The following is an 18,440-nucleotide window of genomic DNA, read 5'->3' on the forward strand; positions in this document are numbered from 1 at the left end:
ATATTACTTTTGCGCTTCCGTCCGCTCACGCCACGGCTTGTGCGCCCCGTCGACCGATCGCGCGCTGACGAACTGGCTGGCCCGCAGCTTCATGCGCTCGACGGCGGCGTCGAGCGAGGGCTGGGCCATGATCACGACCTCGCCATGCCGCAGGCCGTCCAGCGCGATCTCGGCCACGCCGGCGTAGCCGCCGCCCACGCCCTGCTTGAAGTGGAACGAACAGGACCAGCCGCCCTTCAGGTCGACGGAAATGGGATGTGAGGTCAAGGGCGCGCGCGCTCGGAGACTGCCTGCCATCGTGCGAAGCGGGCATGTCCGTGGGTTGGAGTTTTTGTCGGCCCAGTGTCGCCATGGCACCGGCCGGGTCAATCCCATGAACGGGTTAACTGGCGCGCCGCCGTGCGCCGCGCGCTCAAACCACCCGGTGCTCTTCCACCACGAAGGCCGTGATCTCCGCCAGGAAGGTGAGCGCATGCGCCATCGTCACCTGCCCCTGCGGCGACGCGAAGGCGGCGTTCAGCGTGTCGGTGTTCTCGAACCACAGCTCGACGATGCCGTCGATGGGCAGCTCCGGGTAGTCGCAGGGCGTGCCCTTCACGAACTCGCGCGCGGTCACCACGTTCTGGCGGTAGCCGCTCACGCCCGGCATGCGGCGCACATGATCGGCATGCACGCGCCATTCGCGGCGGAAGTCTTCTTCGGATTGCGCGGCCGGCCGGCGCAGCAGCGAGATGCGCTTGAGCAGGCCATGGGGCTCGGGCGGCAGCGCGATGACTTCGGTCTGCGCGACGCTCACGATGTGCAGGCCCCCCAGAAAGTGCTCTTCGTCCGCGCGGATGGCAGCCGCCAGCTCACCGTGGCCGAAGGCTTGCGACGCCTGCGCGGCCTCGTCGAAGCGCAGTTGCGAGAAACCGTCGAAGTCCCACGGCCCGCGCGCGAAATCGATGCCGCGCTGCAGCCGGTCGACCACCAGGTTCTGCCGGTAGGCGCGCAGCGTGGGCAACTGCGCCACCAGCGGGCCGTGCCTGTCGCGCCAGTGGGTGCGGAAGGCCTCGTCGGTCCACGCGGGCTTCTTGCGGATCAGGCCCATGCGCAGGCTGGTGGTGGTGGTTGCTGCGGTGCTGGTCGGTTCGGTCATTGCGTGCCTGTCTCCTTGTCGCTGGATGCCGCCGCCGCTTCGGCCCGCGCGCGCGCCAGGCCCGGCGCGCGCTTGGCCAGCCACACGCCGTGGCGCACCGGCCAGCGTTCGTAGCCGGGGTCCGCGCCGAGCGCGGCGGCCGCGTGATGCGGCCAGTAGGGGTCGAACAACGCCTCGCGGCCCAGCGCGATCAGGTCGGCATCGCCGGCGGCGAGCACGGCCTCGGCCTGCTGCGCGTCGACGATCATGCCGACGGCCTGCGTGGGCACCTGCGCCTCGCGCCGGATGCGCGCGGAGAACGGCACCTGGAAGCCCAGCCCGCGCGGCACCGGCAGCGCGCGCGTCTCTTCCGTGAGCCCGCCGGAAGAACAGTCGATCACATCGACGCCGCAGCGCTTGAGCTCGCGCGCGAGCACCACCGAGTCGTCCAGGCCCCAGCCGTCGAGCGTGCCGTCCACCGCCGACAGGCGGCAGAACAGCGGCTTGTGCGCAGGCCATGCGGCACGCACGCGCCGCGCGATTTCCAGCGCCAGCCACATGCGGTTGTCGCGGCTGCCGCCGAGCGCGTCGCTCCGGTGGTTGGCGTTGGGCGACAGAAAACTCGCCACGAGGTAGCCGTGCCCGAAGTGCAGCTCGACCACGTCGAAGCCCGCCTTGTCCGCGCGCACCGCCGCATCGACGAAGCGGTGCACGACCGAGGCGACGCCGTCCGCGTCCAGCGCGCGTGGCGCCGACCAGCCCGGCCCTGCCGCGAGCGCGCTCGGGCCCAGGCGCTCCCAGGGTTCCTCGTCGGCGGCCATGCGCGCGTCATCCAGCGCCGCGCCGCCTTCCCACAGCGGCTCGCTGCCGGCCTTGCGCCCCGCGTGCGCCAGCTGCACGCCGATGGCGCTGCCCTGCGCATGCACGAAGTCGACCACGGCCTTCAGCGGCGCGATCTGGCTGTCGTTCCACAGCCCGAGGTCGGCAGTGCCGATGCGCCCGCGCGGATCGACCGCGGTGCTCTCGGTAAGGATCAGCCCCGCACCGCCGAGCGCGAACTTGCCCAGGTGCACCATGTGCCACGGCGTGGCATGGCCACGGTCGGCGGCGTGCTGGCACATCGGCGAGATGACGACACGGTTGGCCAGCGTGAGGCCGCGCAGTTGCAAAGGCTGGAACAGCAGGGGAAGAGAGTCGGACATGAATTGGCAGGGATCAGGGCGCGACGGCCGTGGCGGCGGGCCGCGTGCCCAGCCAGGTGCCGCTCATCACGGCGACGAAGCCGAGCAGGTGCCACCAAGTGAGCGCTTCGCCCAGCAGCAGCGCCGCGAACGCGACGCCGAACACCGGCACCCAGTAAAGAAAGACGGCCGTGCGCGCCACGCCGATGACGGAGATCGCACGGTTCCAGATGAGGTTGCCCGCCGCGGTGGCGGCAATGCCGGAGAACAGCACCAGCGCCCACGGCCACGCGCCGGGAAACAGCTCGGCCATGCCCAGCCGCGAAGGCCCGAGCAGGGTGTGCAGCACCAGCATGGCGGTGCCGATCATGTAGATGACCCAGCTGATCGACAGCGGATCGATCTGCCGCGCCAGCCGCTGCACGCCCACGCCGCCGATCGCGAAGCTCACCACGCCCAGCGCCAGCATCAGGTCGCCGATGCCGGCACGCGACAGCCCCGCGCCCGGGTGGCTCAGCACCACCGCCGCCACCCCCGCGAAGCCCAGCGCCACGCCCAGCATGCGCCGGGGCGTGAGGCTTTCACGGAACACCAGCGCGGCCATCAGCGCCGACACCAGCGGGCTCAGCGCCATGATGAGCGCGCCGTTGGTGGCGGTGGAGCGCAGCAGGCCTTGCGCGAACAGGATCTGGTTGGCATAGACCATGAGGAACGCGCAGCCCGTCATGGCCGCGAGCTGCCGCGCGCCGAGCGCGGGCACGCCGCCCCGGCGCCAGAGCACGATGGCCGACAGCGCCAGGCACGCCACCGCCATGCGCAGCGCGGCCAGCGGCAGCGACTCGAAGGACGTGGTGAGCGCCTTCACGGCGGACACGTTCACGCCCCACAGCACCATCGCCAGGAGCATCCAGCCCTGCACGGCGGCGGGTGTCGCGCCAGGTGGCGGTGTGGACTGTTTCATTTCAGATGTTCGAGGAGCAGTGCGCGCCCCGCGAAGCGTGGGCCTTTCGGGAGCGCCCGCGGAACCGGCTCTGCCGGGCCGCAGGGTGCGCCCCCGCGAGGGGGTGTCCGAGCCACACGAAGTGGGCGAGGCTGGGGGTGGTCAACCTTCCAGTTCGTTCCACATCTCGATGTCGCGCTCCGCGGTCCAGATGCGCGGGTGGACGTGGCCGGTGGCTTCGTCGTACGCGCGGGTCACGTCGAAGGGCATGCAGTGGTCGAAGATCACCCAGTGGCCGTAGGTGGGGCGCAGCGCGGCCACGGTTTCCTTGTAGATCGCGTTCAGCGTCTTGCCCTGGGCCACGCCGTTGTTGACCAGCGTGTACACGTCGGAGATGAAGGCGCGCGTGGAGGCGATGGCCTTGCGCACGTCGCTCGCGTTCTCCAGCGCGGCGCCGCGGCCGGGCACCAGCTTCTCGAAGCCGAATCCCGCGAGGCGGTCGAGCGTGGTGGGCCAGTCGCGGAAGTAGCAGTCGCCGGCGTAGGCGGTGCTCTGGTATTCGACCAGGTCGCCGGCAAAGCAGATCTTCTGGTCTTCCAGGTAGGCGATGGTGTCGCCCTTGGTGTGGCCGCGGCCGACTTGCGCGATCTTCACTTCAAGCTTCTTGCCCAGCCACACGCTCATGGTGCCGTCGAAGGTCATGGTGGGCCAGGTGAGGCCCGCGGGCACGCTCTCGACATTGCGGAACAGGCGCGGGAAGCGGCCGATCTCGCTGGCCTTGTCCTGCTCGCCGCGCTCGACGATCAGGTCGTAGGTGTCGCGGCTGGCAATGATCTGCTCGGCGCCTTCCTTGAAGTAGGCCGACGCGCCCAGCACGCGCACCGCGTGGTAGTGGCTCAGCAGCACGTACTTGATGGGCAGCGGCGTCACTTCGCGGATGCGGCGGATCACGTCCTGCGCCATGGCCGGCGTGGCCTGGGTGTCGACCACCATCACGGCCTCGTCGCCGATGAAGATGCCGGTGTTGGGGTCGCCTTCGGCGGTGTAGGCGTAGGCGTTCTCCGAGAGGCGGGTGAACGAGACCTTCTTTTCTTCGAGGTCGGCCTGGCTGGCGAATTTCTTGGTGGTGGCGGTCATGGGAAGCGGTCCTTTGAAGTGAGCGGTGGCGTCAGTGCGTGCCGAGGTACGCGGACTTCACCTTGGGGTTGTCGAGCAACTCGCGGCCGGAGCCTTCGAGCGTGATGCAGCCGGTTTCCAGCACATAGGCGCGGTCGGCCACGCCCAGCGCCTGCTTGGCCATCTGCTCCACCAGCAGAATGGTCAGGCCCGAACTGCGCAGCTGGCGGATGGCGTCGAAGATGTCCTTGATGATGAGCGGCGCGAGCCCCAGCGAGGGCTCGTCGAGCAGCAGCAGGCGCGGCTCGCTCATGAGCGCGCGGGCAATGGCCAGCATCTGCTGCTCCCCGCCCGACAGCGTGCCCGAAGGCTGGTGCTGGCGTTCCTTCAGGCGCGGGAAGCGCGCGAACTCGCGTTCGATGGCGTTCTCCACGAAGGCCTTGTCGTTGCGGCGCGAGTAGGCGCCGAGCATCAGGTTCTCGCGCACCGTCTGGTCGGGGAAAACGCCCCGGCCTTCGGGCGACAGCGCCACGCCCAGGCCCACGCGCTTGTGCGAAGGCACGTGGGTGCAGTCGTTGCCGTCGATCAGCACGCGGCCCTCGGCCACGGGCTCCAGCCCGACGATGCTCTTGAGCAGCGTGCTCTTGCCGGCGCCGTTGGCGCCGATGATGGTGACGACCTCGCCCGCGCGCACTTCCAGGCTCACGCCCTTGACGGCCTCGATGGCGCCGTACGAGACCTTCACCGATTCGATTTTCAGCATGATGGTTTCGGTCTTTCTGCTCAGGCGGGCATGGCCGTGGCCAGTGCCTCTTCTTCTTCGTCGTCCACGCCCAGGTAGGCCTCGACCACGCGCGGGTTGGCCTGCACCTCGGCAGGCTTGCCCTCGGCGATCTTGATGCCGTAGTCGAGCACGATCACGTGGTCGGAGATCGACATCACCAGGTCCATGTGGTGCTCCACCATCAGGATCGACACGCCGCATTTGCCGATGCGCAGCAGCAGTTCGCCGAGCTCGGCCGTCTCCTGCGGGTTCAGGCCGGCGGCGGGCTCGTCGAGCAGCAGCAGTTGCGGCTCGGTGGCCAGCGCGCGCGCCAGCTCCACGCGGCGCTGCAGGCCGTAGGGCAGGCTGCCGGCGGGCCAGTGCGCCAGGTGGCCGAGGCCGACCAAGTCGAGCAGCTGCAGCGCGCGTTCGCGCGTCTCGCGCTCCTGCCTGCCGGCGGTGGGCCACGCCACCAGCGACGACAGGAAGCCGTTGCTCATGCGGCTGTGGCGGCCCAGCATGACGTTGTCGAGCACCGACAGGTCGGCGAACAGGCGCAGGTTCTGGAAGGTGCGGCCCATGCCCAGGCAGCAGATGGTGTGCGCCGGCTGGCCCACGATGTTCTGGCCCAGGAAGCGGATCACGCCCGCGTCGGGTTCGATCACGCCGGTGAGCATGTTGATCATGGTGCTCTTGCCCGCGCCGTTGGGCCCGATCAGCGCATGGATGTGGCCGCGCTGCAGGCGGAACGACACGTCCTGCGCCGGCTTCACGCCGCCATAGGACTTGGTCACGCCCTGCACCACCAGCAGTTCGCCTTCGCCGCCGGGGCCGATCTGGCCGGGCACGCCGTTGCCGCCCGCGCCTTCGCCGCGATGGCGCGACTTCATGAACCACTTGTTGAACAGGCCCACCACGCCGCCCGGCATCACGTACAGCGCGAACAGCAGCAGGAAGCCGTACAGGAAGTGCTGCGCCGAAGGCCAGCGCGCCAGCAGCGCGTCGGTCAGCGTGAGCAGCACCGCGCCCACCAGCGGGCCGTACATCGAGCCCGCGCCGCCGAACAGCACCAGCAGCAGGATGAAGATCGACAGGTGGAAGGTGATGAAGTCGGAGTTGATGTACTGGTTCTGCTGCGCCACCAGCGCGCCCGCGATGCCGCAGGTGACGGCCGCGACCACGAAGGCCATGACCTTGGCGCGGTACACGCGCACGCCCACCGAAGACGAGGCGATCTCGTCCGCCTGCAGCGACAGCAGCGCGCGCCCGAAGCGCCCGCCCAGCAGGTTGCGCAGCAGCAGGTGCAGCGCGGCGCACAGCACGATGCCGAGGATGACCCACTGCGTGGTGTCCAGCGGCGCGCCCTTCCAGGTGAGCGGACGGATGCCGTAGATGCCCTGCGCGCCGCCGAACACGTCGGTCCACTCGCCCACGAGCTTTTCCACCACGATGCCGAAGGCCAGCGTGACCATGGCCAGGTACGGCCCCTTCACGCGCAGCGAAGGCAGCGCGATGAGCACGCCGCACAAGCCGGAGATGACGGCGGCCAGCGCGAGCGCGAGCCACGGGTCCATGTCTGTGCGCGAAGTCAGCAGCGCCACGCCGTAGGCGCCGGCCGCGAACAGCCCGGCCTGGCCGAGCGATTTCTGTCCCGCGTAGCCCACCAGCACGTTCATGCCGGCGGCGCACAGGTAGTAGACGCACATCATGAAGGCGATGCGCAGGTAGTAGTCGTTGCCGGACATCGACACGATGCCGATCAGCACGGCCGCGAACGCGACCACGCCGGCGGGGTGGGCGAGGCGCTTCATACCTTCTCCACCGTCGAGCGGCCGAACAGGCCCGTGGGCCGGAAGGCCAGCACCAGGATGACGAGCGCGAACACCGCCACCTCGCGCCACTGCGCCTGCCACAGGTTGACCATCGACTCGAGCACGCCGAGCAAAAAGCCGCCGATCACGCAGCCGCGCGGATTGCTCAGCCCGCCGATCATCGCGCCCGAGAAGCCCTTGAGCCCCACGGTCAGCCCCATGAAGAGCGATGCCTGCGCGATGGGCGCGAGCAGAAAGCCCGAGAGCCCCGCCAGCGCCGAGCTGACGACGAAGGCGCCGATCATCATCGCGTTGGTGTTGATGCCCATCAGGCTGGCCACGTTGCCGTTCTGCGCCACCGCGCGCATGGCCTTCCCGACCATGGTGCGGTTCATGACGCGGTCGAAGCCGAACATCACGACCACGGCCACGCCCAGCGTCAGCAGCTCCTGCGGGCGCACGCCCACGCCGAACATGCGGATCACGGTGTCGCCCACCGGCGCGGGCACCACCACGGGCTTGGGGCCCCAGATGGCCAGGCCCACGCTCTGCAGGATCACGCCGAAGCCCAGCGTGCTCATCACCCACGCCATGCCGGGGCGGCCCGCGAACGGACGCACGCCCAGCACGTAGAGCAGCCAGCCCAGCAGCCCCATCACGCCGAGCGCGGCCACCAGCGCGAAGAGCTGCGCGCCCGCGCCGGGGATGGCGTCGCCGAAGGTGGTGGAGTCGAAAGGCTTGCCCAGCACCAGGAACAGAGCGCTCATGCCGATGAACGCGCCGGCCGAGACGAACTCGCCGTGCGAGAAGTTCAGCGTCTTGGTCGTCGTGAACGTGATGCTGAATCCGAGCGCCACCAGCGCATAGGCACCGCCGACGGCGAGCCCGCTGATGAGCGCCTGCAGGAGCGCTACAACCATGGTCTGTGTCTCTTCTTGCTTCTTGCTTTGCTTACTGCTTGAAGTCGGCCGGCTTCAGGCCGTCGATCAGCGCGTCGCTGTAGGGCAGCAGCTTGCCGTCCTTCCAGCGGATCCACACCAGGTCCTTGGCGGTCAGGGCTTCGTGGTTGGTCTTGCTGAAGGGCTTGTCGTAGGTCTTGAGCACGCCCTGCACCGGCGTCTTCAGGTCTTCGAGCGCGGCACGCACGGCGGCGCCGTCGGTGCTGTTGGCCTGCTTCATGGCCTGGGCCAGCAGCTGCATCGAGTCATAGCCGTGCAGCGCGAAGGAGAACGAGCCCGGCGCCTTCAGCTTGCTGCCGATGCGGTCGAACAGCTTCTGCTGCGCGGGCGTGCGGGTCTCGCTCACGGTGCGCATGAAGATCGGCTTCTCGGCCAGCGCCTTGCCGGCCGCGTCGTAGAAGGTGATGTTGTCGGCGGCCCAGGAGGTGAGCGTCAGCGGGAAGTAGTTGATCTTCTCCATGCTGCGCACCAGCTGCGCGATGGGCGTGCCCTGCGCCCACACCACCACGGTGTCGACGTTGGCGGCCTTCATCTTGCTGAGCTGCGAGGTCATGTCGGTGTCGCCGACGCCGAAGCGTTCGGTGGCCGCGATCTTGATGTCCTGCAGCTTGGCGATTTCCTCCATGTCCTTCAGCCCGCCCTGGCCGTAGCCGGTGGTCTCGGCCATGAGGCCCACCACCTTGGAGCCGGCGGTGTTCTTCTTCACGTAGGCCATGAGCGCGGCCACCTGCTCGCGGTCGACCATCGAGACGCGGAACATGTAGTTGTCGGCGCCGGGGCTCATGGGCTTGGTGATGTCGGTGCCCGAACCCACGTTGCCCAGCACCGGAATCTTCTTCTGGTTGGCGATGTGCTTCCACGCCATCGCGTTGCCCGAGTTGGTGGGGCCGAACACGGCGACCACCTTCTCGTTGTCGATCAGGTCGCTCATGTTCTGGATCGACTTGGGCGGGGCCGACACGTCGTCGCGCGTGACCAGCGCCAGCTTCTTGCCCAGCACGCCGCCGGCGGCGTTGATGTCGGCAATGGCCGCTTCCATGCCCAGCACCGCGGCCTGGCCGCTCTGCGCCGAGGGCGATGCCGACAGGTCGCCGTTGTAGCCCAGCTTGATGTCTTGCGCCGACGCACCGGCGGTGAAGGCGGCGAACGCAGCCGCGGCGAGCAGGGTCTTGTACAGACGAAGGGTTTTCATTTTTTGTCTCCTGATGGATTGACGGACGGGGAAGCGAAGGGAAAGCGCAGGCGGCTCAGACGGCAAGGAAGCCGCCGTCCACCGGCAGCACGATGCCGGTGACGTAGCGCGACATGTCGCTGGCCAGGAAGATCACCGGGCCGACGAGGTCTTCGGTCTGGCCGACGCGGCCCATGGGGATGCGCGTCATGAACGATTCGAGGCGGCCCGGGTTGTCGCGCGTGGCGGCGGTCATGGGCGTCTCGATGACGCCGGGCGCGAGCGCGTTGACGCGCACGCCGGCCGGCGCCAGCTCTTGCGCGAGCGACTGCGTCAGCATCTTGATGGCGCCCTTGGACGGTGAGTAGCCCAGGCTCGCGCCCTGCCCCGCATAGGCGGCGATGGAGGCGATGTTGATGATCGAGCCCTTCGTCTGCTTGAGCACCGGAATGAAGGCCAGCGTGGTGTTGAAGGTGCCGTGCACGTTCACGTCGATGGTCTTCTTCCAGTTGGCGGCGGCGTTCGGGCTCGCGGTGGTCTCGCGGATGATGATGCCGGCGTTGTTCACCAGCAGGTCGACGTTGCCGATCTCCTTGCCCACGCGCTCGGCGAGCGCATGGCAGGCCTCGGGCACGGTCACGTCGAGCACGAAGGACCAGGCTTCGCCGCCTTCGTTGCGCACCAGCTGCGCGGTCTCGCGCACGGTGGCTTCGTTCATGTCGGTCACGACCACGCGCGCGCCGGCCTGCGCCAGGCCGAGCGCGAGCGCGCGGCCGTTGCCCTGCCCCGCGCCGGTGACGAGGGCGAGGCGGCCTTCGAGCAGGCGCGGCGCGACGTTGGAGGGAAAGGCCATCGGTGTCTCCTTCTATGTATGTACGGAATGCGGATGCTTCGATTGCGGGAGGGCTCAGGCCTTGCGGCTCACGGGCACGGCTTCGCGCTGCTCCACCTTCAGCTGCACCGCCGCGGCGGCCTCGGCCTGCGCGAGCTGCAGGCCCGCCACGTAGCCGAAGGTCAGCGCCGGGCCGAGCGTGATGCCCGCGCCGGGGTAGTTGCCGCCCATCACGCTGGCCGCGTCGTTGCCGACGGCGTAGAGGCCCTTGATCGGCTGGCGGTTGGCGTCGAGCACGCGGGTCTTCTCGTCGGTGACGAGGCCGGCGAAGGTGCCGATGTCGCCGACCACCAGCCTGATGGCGTAGTACGGGCCGTTCTCCAGCGGCGCGACGCACGGGTTGGGCGTGACGTTGGCGTCGCCCTGGTAGCGGTTGTAGGCCTTGCTGCCCTTGCCGAAGGCGGGGTCGTCGCCGGTGCGCGCGCCCTTGTTGAACTCCTGCACGGTGGCTTCGAGCGTGGCCGGCGCAATGCCGATTTCCCTGGCCAGTTCGCCGACGGTGGCGCCGCGCTTGAGGTAGCCGCTCTTCAGGTGGCGGCCGATGGGCACCGGCGCCGGCGCGACGCAGCCCAGGCCGTAGTTGCGCAGCGCCTTGTGGTCGCACAGCAGCCAGGCCGTGACTTCGGGTTCGCCGTCGCTTTCGCAGGCCTTGACCATCGCCTGCACGAAGTCGTGGTACGAGTTGCCTTCGTTGGCGAAGCGCCTGCCCTTGGGCGTGACCGCGATCACGCCGGGCTTTGCGCGGTCGATGAAGTGCGGCATCACGCCCTTGGTGCCGTCGGGGCGGGTGGTGACCGAAGCCGGCACCCACGCGGCGGCATGCGGAATGGTGCCGTCGACGCGGCCGCCCACGGCTTCGGCCAGGCGCAGGCCGTCGCCGGTGTTGGTGGAAGGCGAAGGCGAGTAGTGCTCCTTGCCGGTCGGTGCGTGCGGGAACAGCTGCTTGCGGCGCTCCACGTCGTACGGGAAGCCGCCGCAGGCCAGCACCACGCCGCGCTTGGCGACCACGCGCACGCTCTTGCCTTCGTGCTGCACCACGGCACCGGAGACGCCGTCGTACTCGACCACCAGCTTCTTCACCGGCGAAGAAAGCCACACGGGAATGTCCAGGTCCATCGCGGCCTTGGCGAGGCGGCCGGCCAGCGCGTTGCCGTTGGTCAGCGTCATGCCGCGGCCGTGGCCCAGCACGTCGAGGAAGTGGCGGGTCAGCCGCTTGGTCACGTACCAGAACGAGGTGGGCGACTTGAACGCCCGCATGAAGTGTTTGATCTCGGGGCCCGAGCCCAACATCATTCCGAAGACGGTCAGCTCGGGCAGCGGCGGTGCCAGCAGCTTGACGCGCTTGCCCAGCTCGCGGCCGTCGAACGGGCGCGTGACCATCGAGCGGCCGCCCTGCTGGCCGCCGGGCGCTTCGGCGTGGTAGTCGGGGAACACGGGCGGCATGTCGAACTGCACGCAGGTGTTGCGCGTGAAGAAGTCGATGGCCTTGGGGCCCATGTCGAGGAAGGCACCGACGCGCGCCGCATCGAAGTGCGTGGTGGACTCGTGCTTCATGTAGGTGAGCGCGGCGCCCTCGGGCTCGTGGATGCCCTGCTCCGTGGCCAGGCGCGTGCCCGGAATCCACAGCCAGCCGCCAGAGCGCGCGGTGGTGCCGCCGAAGCGCGGCTCCTTGTCGACCACCAGCACCTTCAACCCCTGCGAAGCCGCCGTGATGGCGGTGGACATGCCCGAGGCGCCGCTGCCGACGACCAGCACGTCGCATTCAAAAGTGTTCTGTTCCATCTCTGCCTGTTTCGCCTGTTTGTGTACGACTTAAGTTGCGGCGGAGTTTAGGCAGCGTTATTGATATGGTCAAGTCGTTTAGTTACTATCAGATGATCAGTCATCATCGATTGGCTGTGACAATATCAGTAGAAACCCTGATGGATATACTCGCCCCCACCCTCATTCCCCACGCCGGGCGCCCCATGGAAAAGCCAAGACGTGGCATTCAGTCAGTCGAAATCGGAACGCAGCTGCTCGTGGCGCTGGGTCGGCACGTCGCGCCGATGGCGCTGCGCGACCTGGGCAAGGCCGCGGGCGTGCCCGTGGGCAAGGCACACCCCTACCTCGTCAGTTTCCTGAAGGTCGGCTTCGTCGTTCAGGACGGCGCGGGCCGCTACGAACTGGGGCCGCTGGCCCTGCAGCTGGGTCTGGCCAAGCTGCAGCGGCTCGACCCGATCAAGGAGGCGTCGCCGCTCATCGAGGCGCTGGCCTCGGAAACCGAACAGAGCATTGCGGTGGCCGTATGGGGCAATTTCGGGCCGACCGTCGTGCGGCTGGAGGAACCCATCCACCCGCTGCACGTGAACCTGCGCACCGGCACCGTCATGTCGCTGGCCTACACGGCCACCGGGCGGCTGTTCGCGGCCTACCTGCCGCCCAAGGTGGTCGAGAAGATGATGCTCGAAGACCTGGCGCGCACCCGCCCGGCCGACGGCCGCGGCTCCACCACCGAGCTGTCGCACTCGCAGATCGAGGCGCTGCTCGTCGAAACCCGCCTGCACGGCATGTCGCGCACGCTGGGCCAGCCGATTCCCGGCATCGACGCTTTCTGTGCGCCGGTGTTCGACTCGACCAACAACCTGGTGCTGGGCATCACGGCCATGGGCCCGGAAGCCACCTTCGACAGCGACTGGAACGGCCGCGTGGCCGTGCCGCTGAAAGCCTGCGCGCTCGAAATCTCGCGCAGGCTCGGCTTCGTGCCGATCGACGAGGCCAGCTGAAGTTAACCTCGCGTTAACTACCAATGATCAACTTTTAGCGCCAATTCTTCGCAATTGGTAGCGTGAGTGTGACTTTCTGCAGCTGCGAATCGAACGCGGCCGTTCGAAGTCTTCTTTAATCGGAGTCGTTCATCCATCAACGAATCCGCCAACACACTCATGAGGTTCGGAACCCGCCGCAACCTGGTCGCCCCGCCCGACGACCGCTGCTATCCCATGCACGGCACGGCCGCCTGCGTGATGGCGCTGACGCAAAGCGGTGCCTCGGCATCGGAGCTGTTGCACGGCACCGGAATCGACGAAAGCGAGCTGATGTCGCATTCGAGAAAGGTCTCGTATGCGCAGATGCAGACCATTCTTCGCAATGCGGTGGCGCTGTCGCCGGGCCCCGAAGCGCCGTTCGAGGCGGGCCGGCGCGTCAGCCTGGCTTCGCTGGGCGTATGGGGCATGGGCATGAGCAGCGCGCGCACCTACCGGGAACTGGCCGAGTTCGTGGTCAGGTACCAGTGGGTGCTGGGCCCGATGGTCGCCTTCGAGTTGCACGAGGCCGGCGGCAGCGCCTGGTGGACCTACACCCCGCTGTTGGTCTCGAACCCGCACAGCACCGAATACCAGATGAGCATGGAGTTCGCCCTGTGCATGGGCTACCGGATGTCCGAGATCGCCTTCGGCCCCGGCTTCAGGGCGCTCGCGATATCGCTGCGCTACGACGCGCCCGCCCATGCCTCGCTGTACGAGCATTTCTTCGGCTGCCCGGTGCACTTCGGCCAGCCGCACGACGGCTTCCATTTCGATCCGGCCCTGCTCGAGCACAGGTTGCCGCACGCCAATGCCGTCAGCATGGCGATGGTGCGCGCCGGCTGCGAAGTGCTGCTGAAGAAACTCTCCTTGCGGGGCAGCATCGAGGCGCGCGTGCGCGAACTGCTTGCGGCACAGCACGCGGAAAAGCCCGCGCCGGACATCGACGACATCGCGGGCGAGCTGCAGATGAATCCGCGCACCTTGCGGCGCAGGCTGCAGGAAGCCGGCACGTCCTTTCGCGGACTTCGCTCGAACGTGCTGAAGGACCAGGCCATTGCCTACCTGCGCGACACCGACCTGACGCAGGAAGAAATCGCGGCGCGGCTGGGCTTCAGCGACGGTTCCAACTTCCGCCAGGCCTTCAGGCGCTGGACCAGCCGGCAGCCCGGCGACTTCAGGCCGAAGCGGGCAGCAGGCGCGCCGCCGGACGACGACCCCGAGCATCTGTAGGCACTCGCCCACGTACTTGTCTAGCTTTCTCCCGCATGTGCCCGCCGCCGCCGCGGCGAACCTTCAGGCTTACTTAGTTGGCTTTGGAGACCTGAACAATGAAAAGCATCATCCTCTGGCTTTGCGGCGTGCCGCTGGTCGTGATCATCGGCCTGAAGATCTTCGGCATCCTCTGACCCTCCAAGGAAACTTCCCACATTACCGGTTGCTCGAGAGAAAGTTCCTCCTCGCGGCGCATCCGCGCCGTTAAGCGCTCCTTCGGGAGCGCTTTTTTTGGGCCATGCCCGGCGAATCAGTGGGTTTCGCGGCGCAGCTGCTGCACGTCTTCGTGCAGCGACACGGCCCATTCGCGGCGGTCGCGGCCGTGCGGCGGCTGGGGCTCGCCGTAGCGCACGATGGCCAGCAGCGGCGGCGCGCGCAGCGTGTTCCACAGCGATGCGAGCAGGTTGTCGTCGTCGATGTAGCGCGGCGCCTGGCTGGTCTCGCCGGTGGCCGCATCGGCAAAGCGCAGCGCGGCCGGCAGCACCGGCGCGCCCGCTGAAATGGCCGCCTGCAGCAGGTTGGCATGGAACGGCAGCAGGCCGCGCCCGTCGCTGGTGGTGCCTTCGGGGAACACGCCGATCAGGTCGCCACCGCGCAGCGCCTCGGTCATGTGGTGCACCACGCGCAGCGCGTCGCGGCGGCGCTCACGTTCGATGTAGAGCGTGCCGGAGCCGGTGGAAAGCGTGCCGATCAGCGGCCAGTGCTTGACGTCGGACTTCGACACGAAGCGCACGTGGCGCGCGGCATGCAGGCAGGTGATGTCGAGCCACGACAGGTGATTGCAGATGAGCAGCACAGGCCCCTCGGCCGGCGGCGTGCCCTGCACCTTGAGCGTGATGCCCATGATCTGCAGCATGCGCCTGGACCACGCCTGCACGCGCGCGTTGCGCTCTTCCTGCGGAAGACTTGGGAACTTGTGGCGAATGGTCCACCAGCCCGCCAGCGCGTGCGCCACCGCGTGCAGCAGGCGCGCGCAGGCCTTCAGGGAATGAAGCATAGGGCGTGCGTCCTCTCAGCTTTCAATGCGTGATCGCGGAACACCGCGGAACCGGCTTTGCCGGGCCGCCGGTGTTGCCCCCTGCAAGGGGGTTGGCGTAGCGACATGAAGTGCGCGAAGACTGGGGGTGAGCTTCATTTCTAGCCGTGCACTACGCGGCCCGCCACCAGCGTGTGGCGCGCGCGGCCCTGCATCGGATAGCCCGAGAACGGCGTGTGCTTGCCCTGGCTCTTGAGCGCGTCGGGCCGCACCTGCCACTCGAGCGCCGGGTCGACGATGCACAGGTCGGCCACGCCGCCCTCCACGATGCGGCCGATGCCGGTGTCCGCGTCTGCCGCGGCCAGCAGGCGGGCGGGCGCCGAGGTCACGACCTCGATGGCGCGCGCAATGCCCGCACCGCTGCGCTCGCTCCACAGCAGCGCGAGCGGCAGCAGCAGCTCGAGCCCGGTGGCGCCCGCTTCGGCTTCGGCGAACGGCAGCGTCTTGGCGTCGGCCTCGACCGGCGTGTGGTCGGACACCAGCGCGTCGATGGTGCCGTCGGCCAGCGCGGCCGAGAGCGCATCGCGGTCGCCCTGCTGGCGCAGCGGCGGGTTCAGGCGCGCGCGGCTGTCGAAGTAGCCGATGTCGGTGTCGGCCAGGTGCAGCGAGTTGATGCTCACGTCGCAGGTCAGCGGCAGCCCCTGCGCCTTGGCCTCGCGCACCAGCGCCACGCCGCGCGCGCTGGAGATGCGGCACAGGTGCACCCGGGCGCCGGTGGCCTTCATCAGCTCGACGATGGTGAAGATGGCGATGGTCTCGGCCGACACCGGCACGCCGCCCAGGCCCAGCCGCGTTGCCAGCGGGCCGCTGGCGGCGACGCCCTTGCCCAGGTCGCGGTCCTGCGGGCGCAGCCACACGGTGTAGCCGAAGGTGCTGGCGTACGACAGCGCGCGCTGCAGCACCTGCGTGTCGGCCAGCGGCACGTCGGCCTGGCCGAAGCCGATGCAGCCGGCCTCGGTGAGCTCGGCCATCTCGGTCAGCACGCCGCCGGCCAGGTTGCGCGTGAGCGCGCCCAGCGGGAACAGGCGGGCGCCCTGCAGCTTCTCGGCGCGGAACTTGAGCATCTCGACCAGGCCGGGCTCGTCGAGCACGGGGTCGGTGTCGGGCGGGCACACGAGGCTGGTCACGCCGCCGGCGATGGCAGCGGCCATTTCGCTTTCGAGCATGCCTTCGTGCTCGTAGCCGGGCTCGCGCAGGCGTGCGGCCAGGTCGACGAGGCCGGGCGCGACGATGCAGCCCGCGGCGTCGATGGTGCGATCGGCCTTGAAGCCGGCGGGAACGCCGGCGCCGATGCCGGCGATCTTTCCGTCGGCGATGGCGATGTCGGCCTTCTTGTCGGTGCGCGATGCGGGGTCGACGACGCGGCCGTTGGTGATGAGGATGTTCATGCGTCTGTGCTTCCGGTGACAGTCATGGCCTTTTCGGGAAACACCGTGGAACCGGCTTTGCCGGGCCACTGGTGTTGCCCCCGGCAGGGGGTTGGCGAAGCGACACGAAGTGCGCGAAGACTGGGGGCGAGCAACATGTCTATGCTTCGTTGCCTGCGACGATGCTCATGACCGCCATGCGGACCGCGATGCCGAAAGTGACCTGCGGAAGGATCACGCTCTGCTTGCCGTCGACCACGGCGGAGTCGATCTCCACGCCGCGGTTGATGGGCCCGGGGTGCATCACGATGGCGTCGGGCTTGGCCAGTTGCAGCTTCTCCGGCGTGAGACCGAAGGTCTTGAAGAACTCCTGCGACGACGGCAGCAGCGCGCCGCTCATGCGCTCGTTCTGCAGGCGCAGCATGATGACCACGTCGCAGTCCCTGATGCCTTCTTCGAGCGTGTGGAACACGCGCACGCCCATGCCGGCCATGTCGGCGGGCACCAGCGTCTTGGGGCCGACCACGCGCACCTCGGCGCAGCCGAGCGTGGTGAGCGCATGGATGTCGGAGCGCGCCACGCGCGAATGCAGCACGTCGCCGACGATCGCGACCGTGAGGTTCGAGAAGTCTTTCTTGTAGTGGCGGATCGTGTACATGTCGAGCAGCCCCTGCGTCGGGTGCGCGTGGCGGCCGTCGCCGGCGTTCACCACGTGCACGTGCGGCGCGACGTGCTGCGCGATCAGGTACGGCGCGCCCGACTCGCTGTGGCGCACCACGAACAGGTCGGCCGCCATCGCGCTCAGGTTGGCGATGGTGTCGAGCAGCGACTCGCCCTTGGTGGCCGAGGAGCGCGCGATGTCGAGGTTGATGACGTCGGCCGACAGGCGCTTGGCCGCGATCTCGAAGGTGGTGCGGGTGCGCGTGCTGTTCTCGAAGAACAGGTTGAACACGCTCTTGCCGCGCAGCAGCGGCACCTTCTTCACCTCGCGGTCGCTCACGCTGGTGAAGTTGGCGGCGGTGTCGAGGATGTGCGTGACGATGTCCTTGGGCAGGCCCTCGATCGACAGCAGGTGGATCAGCTCGCCGTGCTTGTTGAGCTGGGGGTTTCGCTTGTAGAGCATTACTTGCTTTCCTCCACCTTGAGGCTGAATGCGCCGCTGTCGGCTCGCGCCAGAGCCAGCAGCTGGGCGGCCGGCAGGGTGAGCGTGGTGGCGGCGAAGTCCGCGGCCACCGGCAGCTCGCGTCCGCCGCGGTCGACCAGCACCGCGAGCCGCACGCAGGCCGGGCGGCCGAAGTCGAACAGCTCGTTGAGCACCGCGCGGATGGTGCGGCCGGTGTAGAGCACGTCGTCGAGCAGCAGCACGTCGGTGCCGTTCACGTCGAAGGGCAGCGACGTCTGCGCGCTGGCCGACAGGCCGCGCCGGGCGAAGTCGTCGCGGTGCATGGCCGACGAGATGACGCCCGGCGCACCGGGCAGGCCCAGGTCTTTCTGCAGCCGCTCGACCAGCCAGGCGCCGCCGGAGGTGATGCCGACCAGCCTGGTTTCGGGGCGCATCAGCGTCTTTACGCCGGCAAGCAGCGTCTTGTAAAGCGCTTCGGCATCGGGAATTGAACTCACGTGAGACTCCTCAGGAATTGCTCCAGGATGATGCAGGCGGAGGCGGCATCGGCATCGCGGGCGCCTGACGACAGGGCCTCCGTGGTGCTGTAGCGCTCGTCGACCTCGAACACCTGGAGATTGAAACGGCCCCGCAGCTGCCGCGCGAACTTCTGCGCGCGGCGCGTGTTCTCGTGCGGGGCGCCGTCGGGGTGATAGGGAACGCCGACCACCAGCGCGTCGGGCTGCCATTCCTTGATGCGCGACTCGACCTGCGCGAAGCGGGCGTCGGCACCCTCGGCCTTGATGGTCGCCTGCGGGGTGGCGGTGCCCAGCAGCCGGTTGCCGCTGGCCACGCCGGTGCGCTTCAGGCCGTAGTCGAAAGCCAGGAAGGTCTGGAAATGGGCGGGAACGGCGGCAGGGGCGGCAG

At 68.6% G+C, this 18,440-nt stretch carries 18 protein-coding genes; 2 read left to right on the plus strand and 16 right to left on the minus strand.

Annotation, left to right across the window (positions count from 1 at the left end):
• Positions 1–3 precede the first annotated feature (3 nt).
• From AC1RVW_RS25350 to AC1RVW_RS25400, 11 genes are all read right to left on the minus strand, one after another.
• A complete protein-coding gene (locus AC1RVW_RS25350) occupies positions 4–267 on the minus strand; it encodes a hypothetical protein (protein ID WP_493203327.1) in 264 nt (87 codons plus the stop codon).
• A gap of 145 nt (positions 268–412) precedes the next feature.
• Complete coding sequence (locus tag AC1RVW_RS25355) at positions 413–1,138, minus strand: EthD domain-containing protein (protein WP_493203329.1); 726 nt, start codon at positions 1,136–1,138, stop codon at positions 413–415.
• On the minus strand, positions 1,135–2,319 hold the full coding sequence (locus tag AC1RVW_RS25360; protein WP_493203330.1) for an NADH:flavin oxidoreductase/NADH oxidase: 1,185 nt from the start codon (positions 2,317–2,319) through the stop codon (positions 1,135–1,137). Before AC1RVW_RS25360 ends, AC1RVW_RS25355 begins: the two co-directional genes overlap by 4 nt.
• A 13-nt stretch (positions 2,320–2,332) precedes the next feature.
• Entirely contained in the window at positions 2,333–3,259 is a 927-nt protein-coding gene (locus AC1RVW_RS25365) for a DMT family transporter (RefSeq protein ID WP_493203331.1), read from the minus strand.
• 141 nt (positions 3,260–3,400) lie between these two features.
• Positions 3,401–4,375 carry an MBL fold metallo-hydrolase gene (locus AC1RVW_RS25370; RefSeq protein WP_106936812.1) on the minus strand — a complete coding sequence of 325 codons (975 nt, stop codon included), beginning with the start codon at positions 4,373–4,375 and terminating at the stop codon, positions 3,401–3,403.
• A 31-nt stretch (positions 4,376–4,406) separates the two neighbouring features.
• Positions 4,407–5,117: an ABC transporter ATP-binding protein gene (locus AC1RVW_RS25375; protein ID WP_081268846.1), complete on the minus strand. Its 711-nt coding sequence runs from the start codon at positions 5,115–5,117 to the stop codon at positions 4,407–4,409.
• 20 nt (positions 5,118–5,137) lie between these two features.
• Positions 5,138–6,928, minus strand: a complete 1,791-nt coding sequence (locus AC1RVW_RS25380) for a branched-chain amino acid ABC transporter ATP-binding protein/permease (protein WP_081268847.1) — start codon at positions 6,926–6,928, stop codon at positions 5,138–5,140.
• The gene (locus AC1RVW_RS25385; RefSeq protein WP_081268848.1) at positions 6,925–7,848 is read right to left on the minus strand and encodes a branched-chain amino acid ABC transporter permease; all 924 of its coding nucleotides are present in this window, start codon (positions 7,846–7,848) and stop codon (positions 6,925–6,927) included. The genes AC1RVW_RS25380 and AC1RVW_RS25385 overlap by 4 nt, the downstream gene beginning before the upstream one ends.
• Positions 7,849–7,879: 31 nt before the next feature.
• Positions 7,880–9,079 carry an ABC transporter substrate-binding protein gene (locus AC1RVW_RS25390; RefSeq protein ID WP_081268849.1) on the minus strand — a complete coding sequence of 400 codons (1,200 nt, stop codon included), beginning with the start codon at positions 9,077–9,079 and terminating at the stop codon, positions 7,880–7,882.
• Between the two features lie 55 nt (positions 9,080–9,134).
• Positions 9,135–9,911 (minus strand): SDR family NAD(P)-dependent oxidoreductase, encoded by a 777-nt coding sequence (locus tag AC1RVW_RS25395; RefSeq protein ID WP_285414118.1) that lies wholly within the window; start codon positions 9,909–9,911, stop codon positions 9,135–9,137.
• A gap of 54 nt (positions 9,912–9,965) precedes the next feature.
• Positions 9,966–11,732 (minus strand): FAD-dependent oxidoreductase, encoded by a 1,767-nt coding sequence (locus AC1RVW_RS25400; protein ID WP_493203335.1) that lies wholly within the window; start codon positions 11,730–11,732, stop codon positions 9,966–9,968.
• A 185-nt stretch (positions 11,733–11,917) separates the two neighbouring features.
• Here AC1RVW_RS25400 and AC1RVW_RS25405 point away from each other — a divergent pair, with 185 nt between their 5' ends.
• Together AC1RVW_RS25405 and AC1RVW_RS25410 are read left to right on the plus strand one after the other, a co-directional pair.
• The gene (locus AC1RVW_RS25405; protein ID WP_081268852.1) at positions 11,918–12,715 is read left to right on the plus strand and encodes an IclR family transcriptional regulator; all 798 of its coding nucleotides are present in this window, start codon (positions 11,918–11,920) and stop codon (positions 12,713–12,715) included.
• Positions 12,716–12,874: 159 nt separating this feature from the next.
• Complete coding sequence (locus AC1RVW_RS25410; RefSeq protein ID WP_493203337.1) at positions 12,875–13,966, plus strand: AraC family transcriptional regulator; 1,092 nt, start codon at positions 12,875–12,877, stop codon at positions 13,964–13,966.
• A gap of 292 nt (positions 13,967–14,258) precedes the next feature.
• Here the strand turns inward: AC1RVW_RS25410 and AC1RVW_RS25415 are convergent, their stop codons facing one another.
• The 5 genes from AC1RVW_RS25415 to ruvX all read right to left on the minus strand — a co-directional run.
• Entirely contained in the window at positions 14,259–15,005 is a 747-nt protein-coding gene (locus AC1RVW_RS25415) for a lysophospholipid acyltransferase family protein (RefSeq protein ID WP_493203339.1), read from the minus strand.
• Positions 15,006–15,145: 140 nt separating this feature from the next.
• On the minus strand, positions 15,146–16,432 hold the full coding sequence (locus AC1RVW_RS25420) for a dihydroorotase (RefSeq protein WP_081268855.1): 1,287 nt from the start codon (positions 16,430–16,432) through the stop codon (positions 15,146–15,148).
• A gap of 139 nt (positions 16,433–16,571) precedes the next feature.
• The gene (locus tag AC1RVW_RS25425) at positions 16,572–17,534 is read right to left on the minus strand and encodes an aspartate carbamoyltransferase catalytic subunit (RefSeq protein WP_081268856.1); all 963 of its coding nucleotides are present in this window, start codon (positions 17,532–17,534) and stop codon (positions 16,572–16,574) included.
• Positions 17,534–18,031, minus strand: a complete 498-nt coding sequence (gene pyrR, locus AC1RVW_RS25430) for a bifunctional pyr operon transcriptional regulator/uracil phosphoribosyltransferase PyrR (protein WP_493203341.1) — start codon at positions 18,029–18,031, stop codon at positions 17,534–17,536. Before pyrR ends, AC1RVW_RS25425 begins: the two co-directional genes overlap by 1 nt.
• Positions 18,028–18,440: Holliday junction resolvase RuvX (gene ruvX, locus AC1RVW_RS25435; RefSeq protein ID WP_493203343.1), on the minus strand; the 413-nt coding region annotated here is incomplete at its 5' end. The genes ruvX and pyrR, both read right to left, overlap by 4 nt.

Source organism: Variovorax sp. MPBD4-3 (assembly GCF_058809745.1).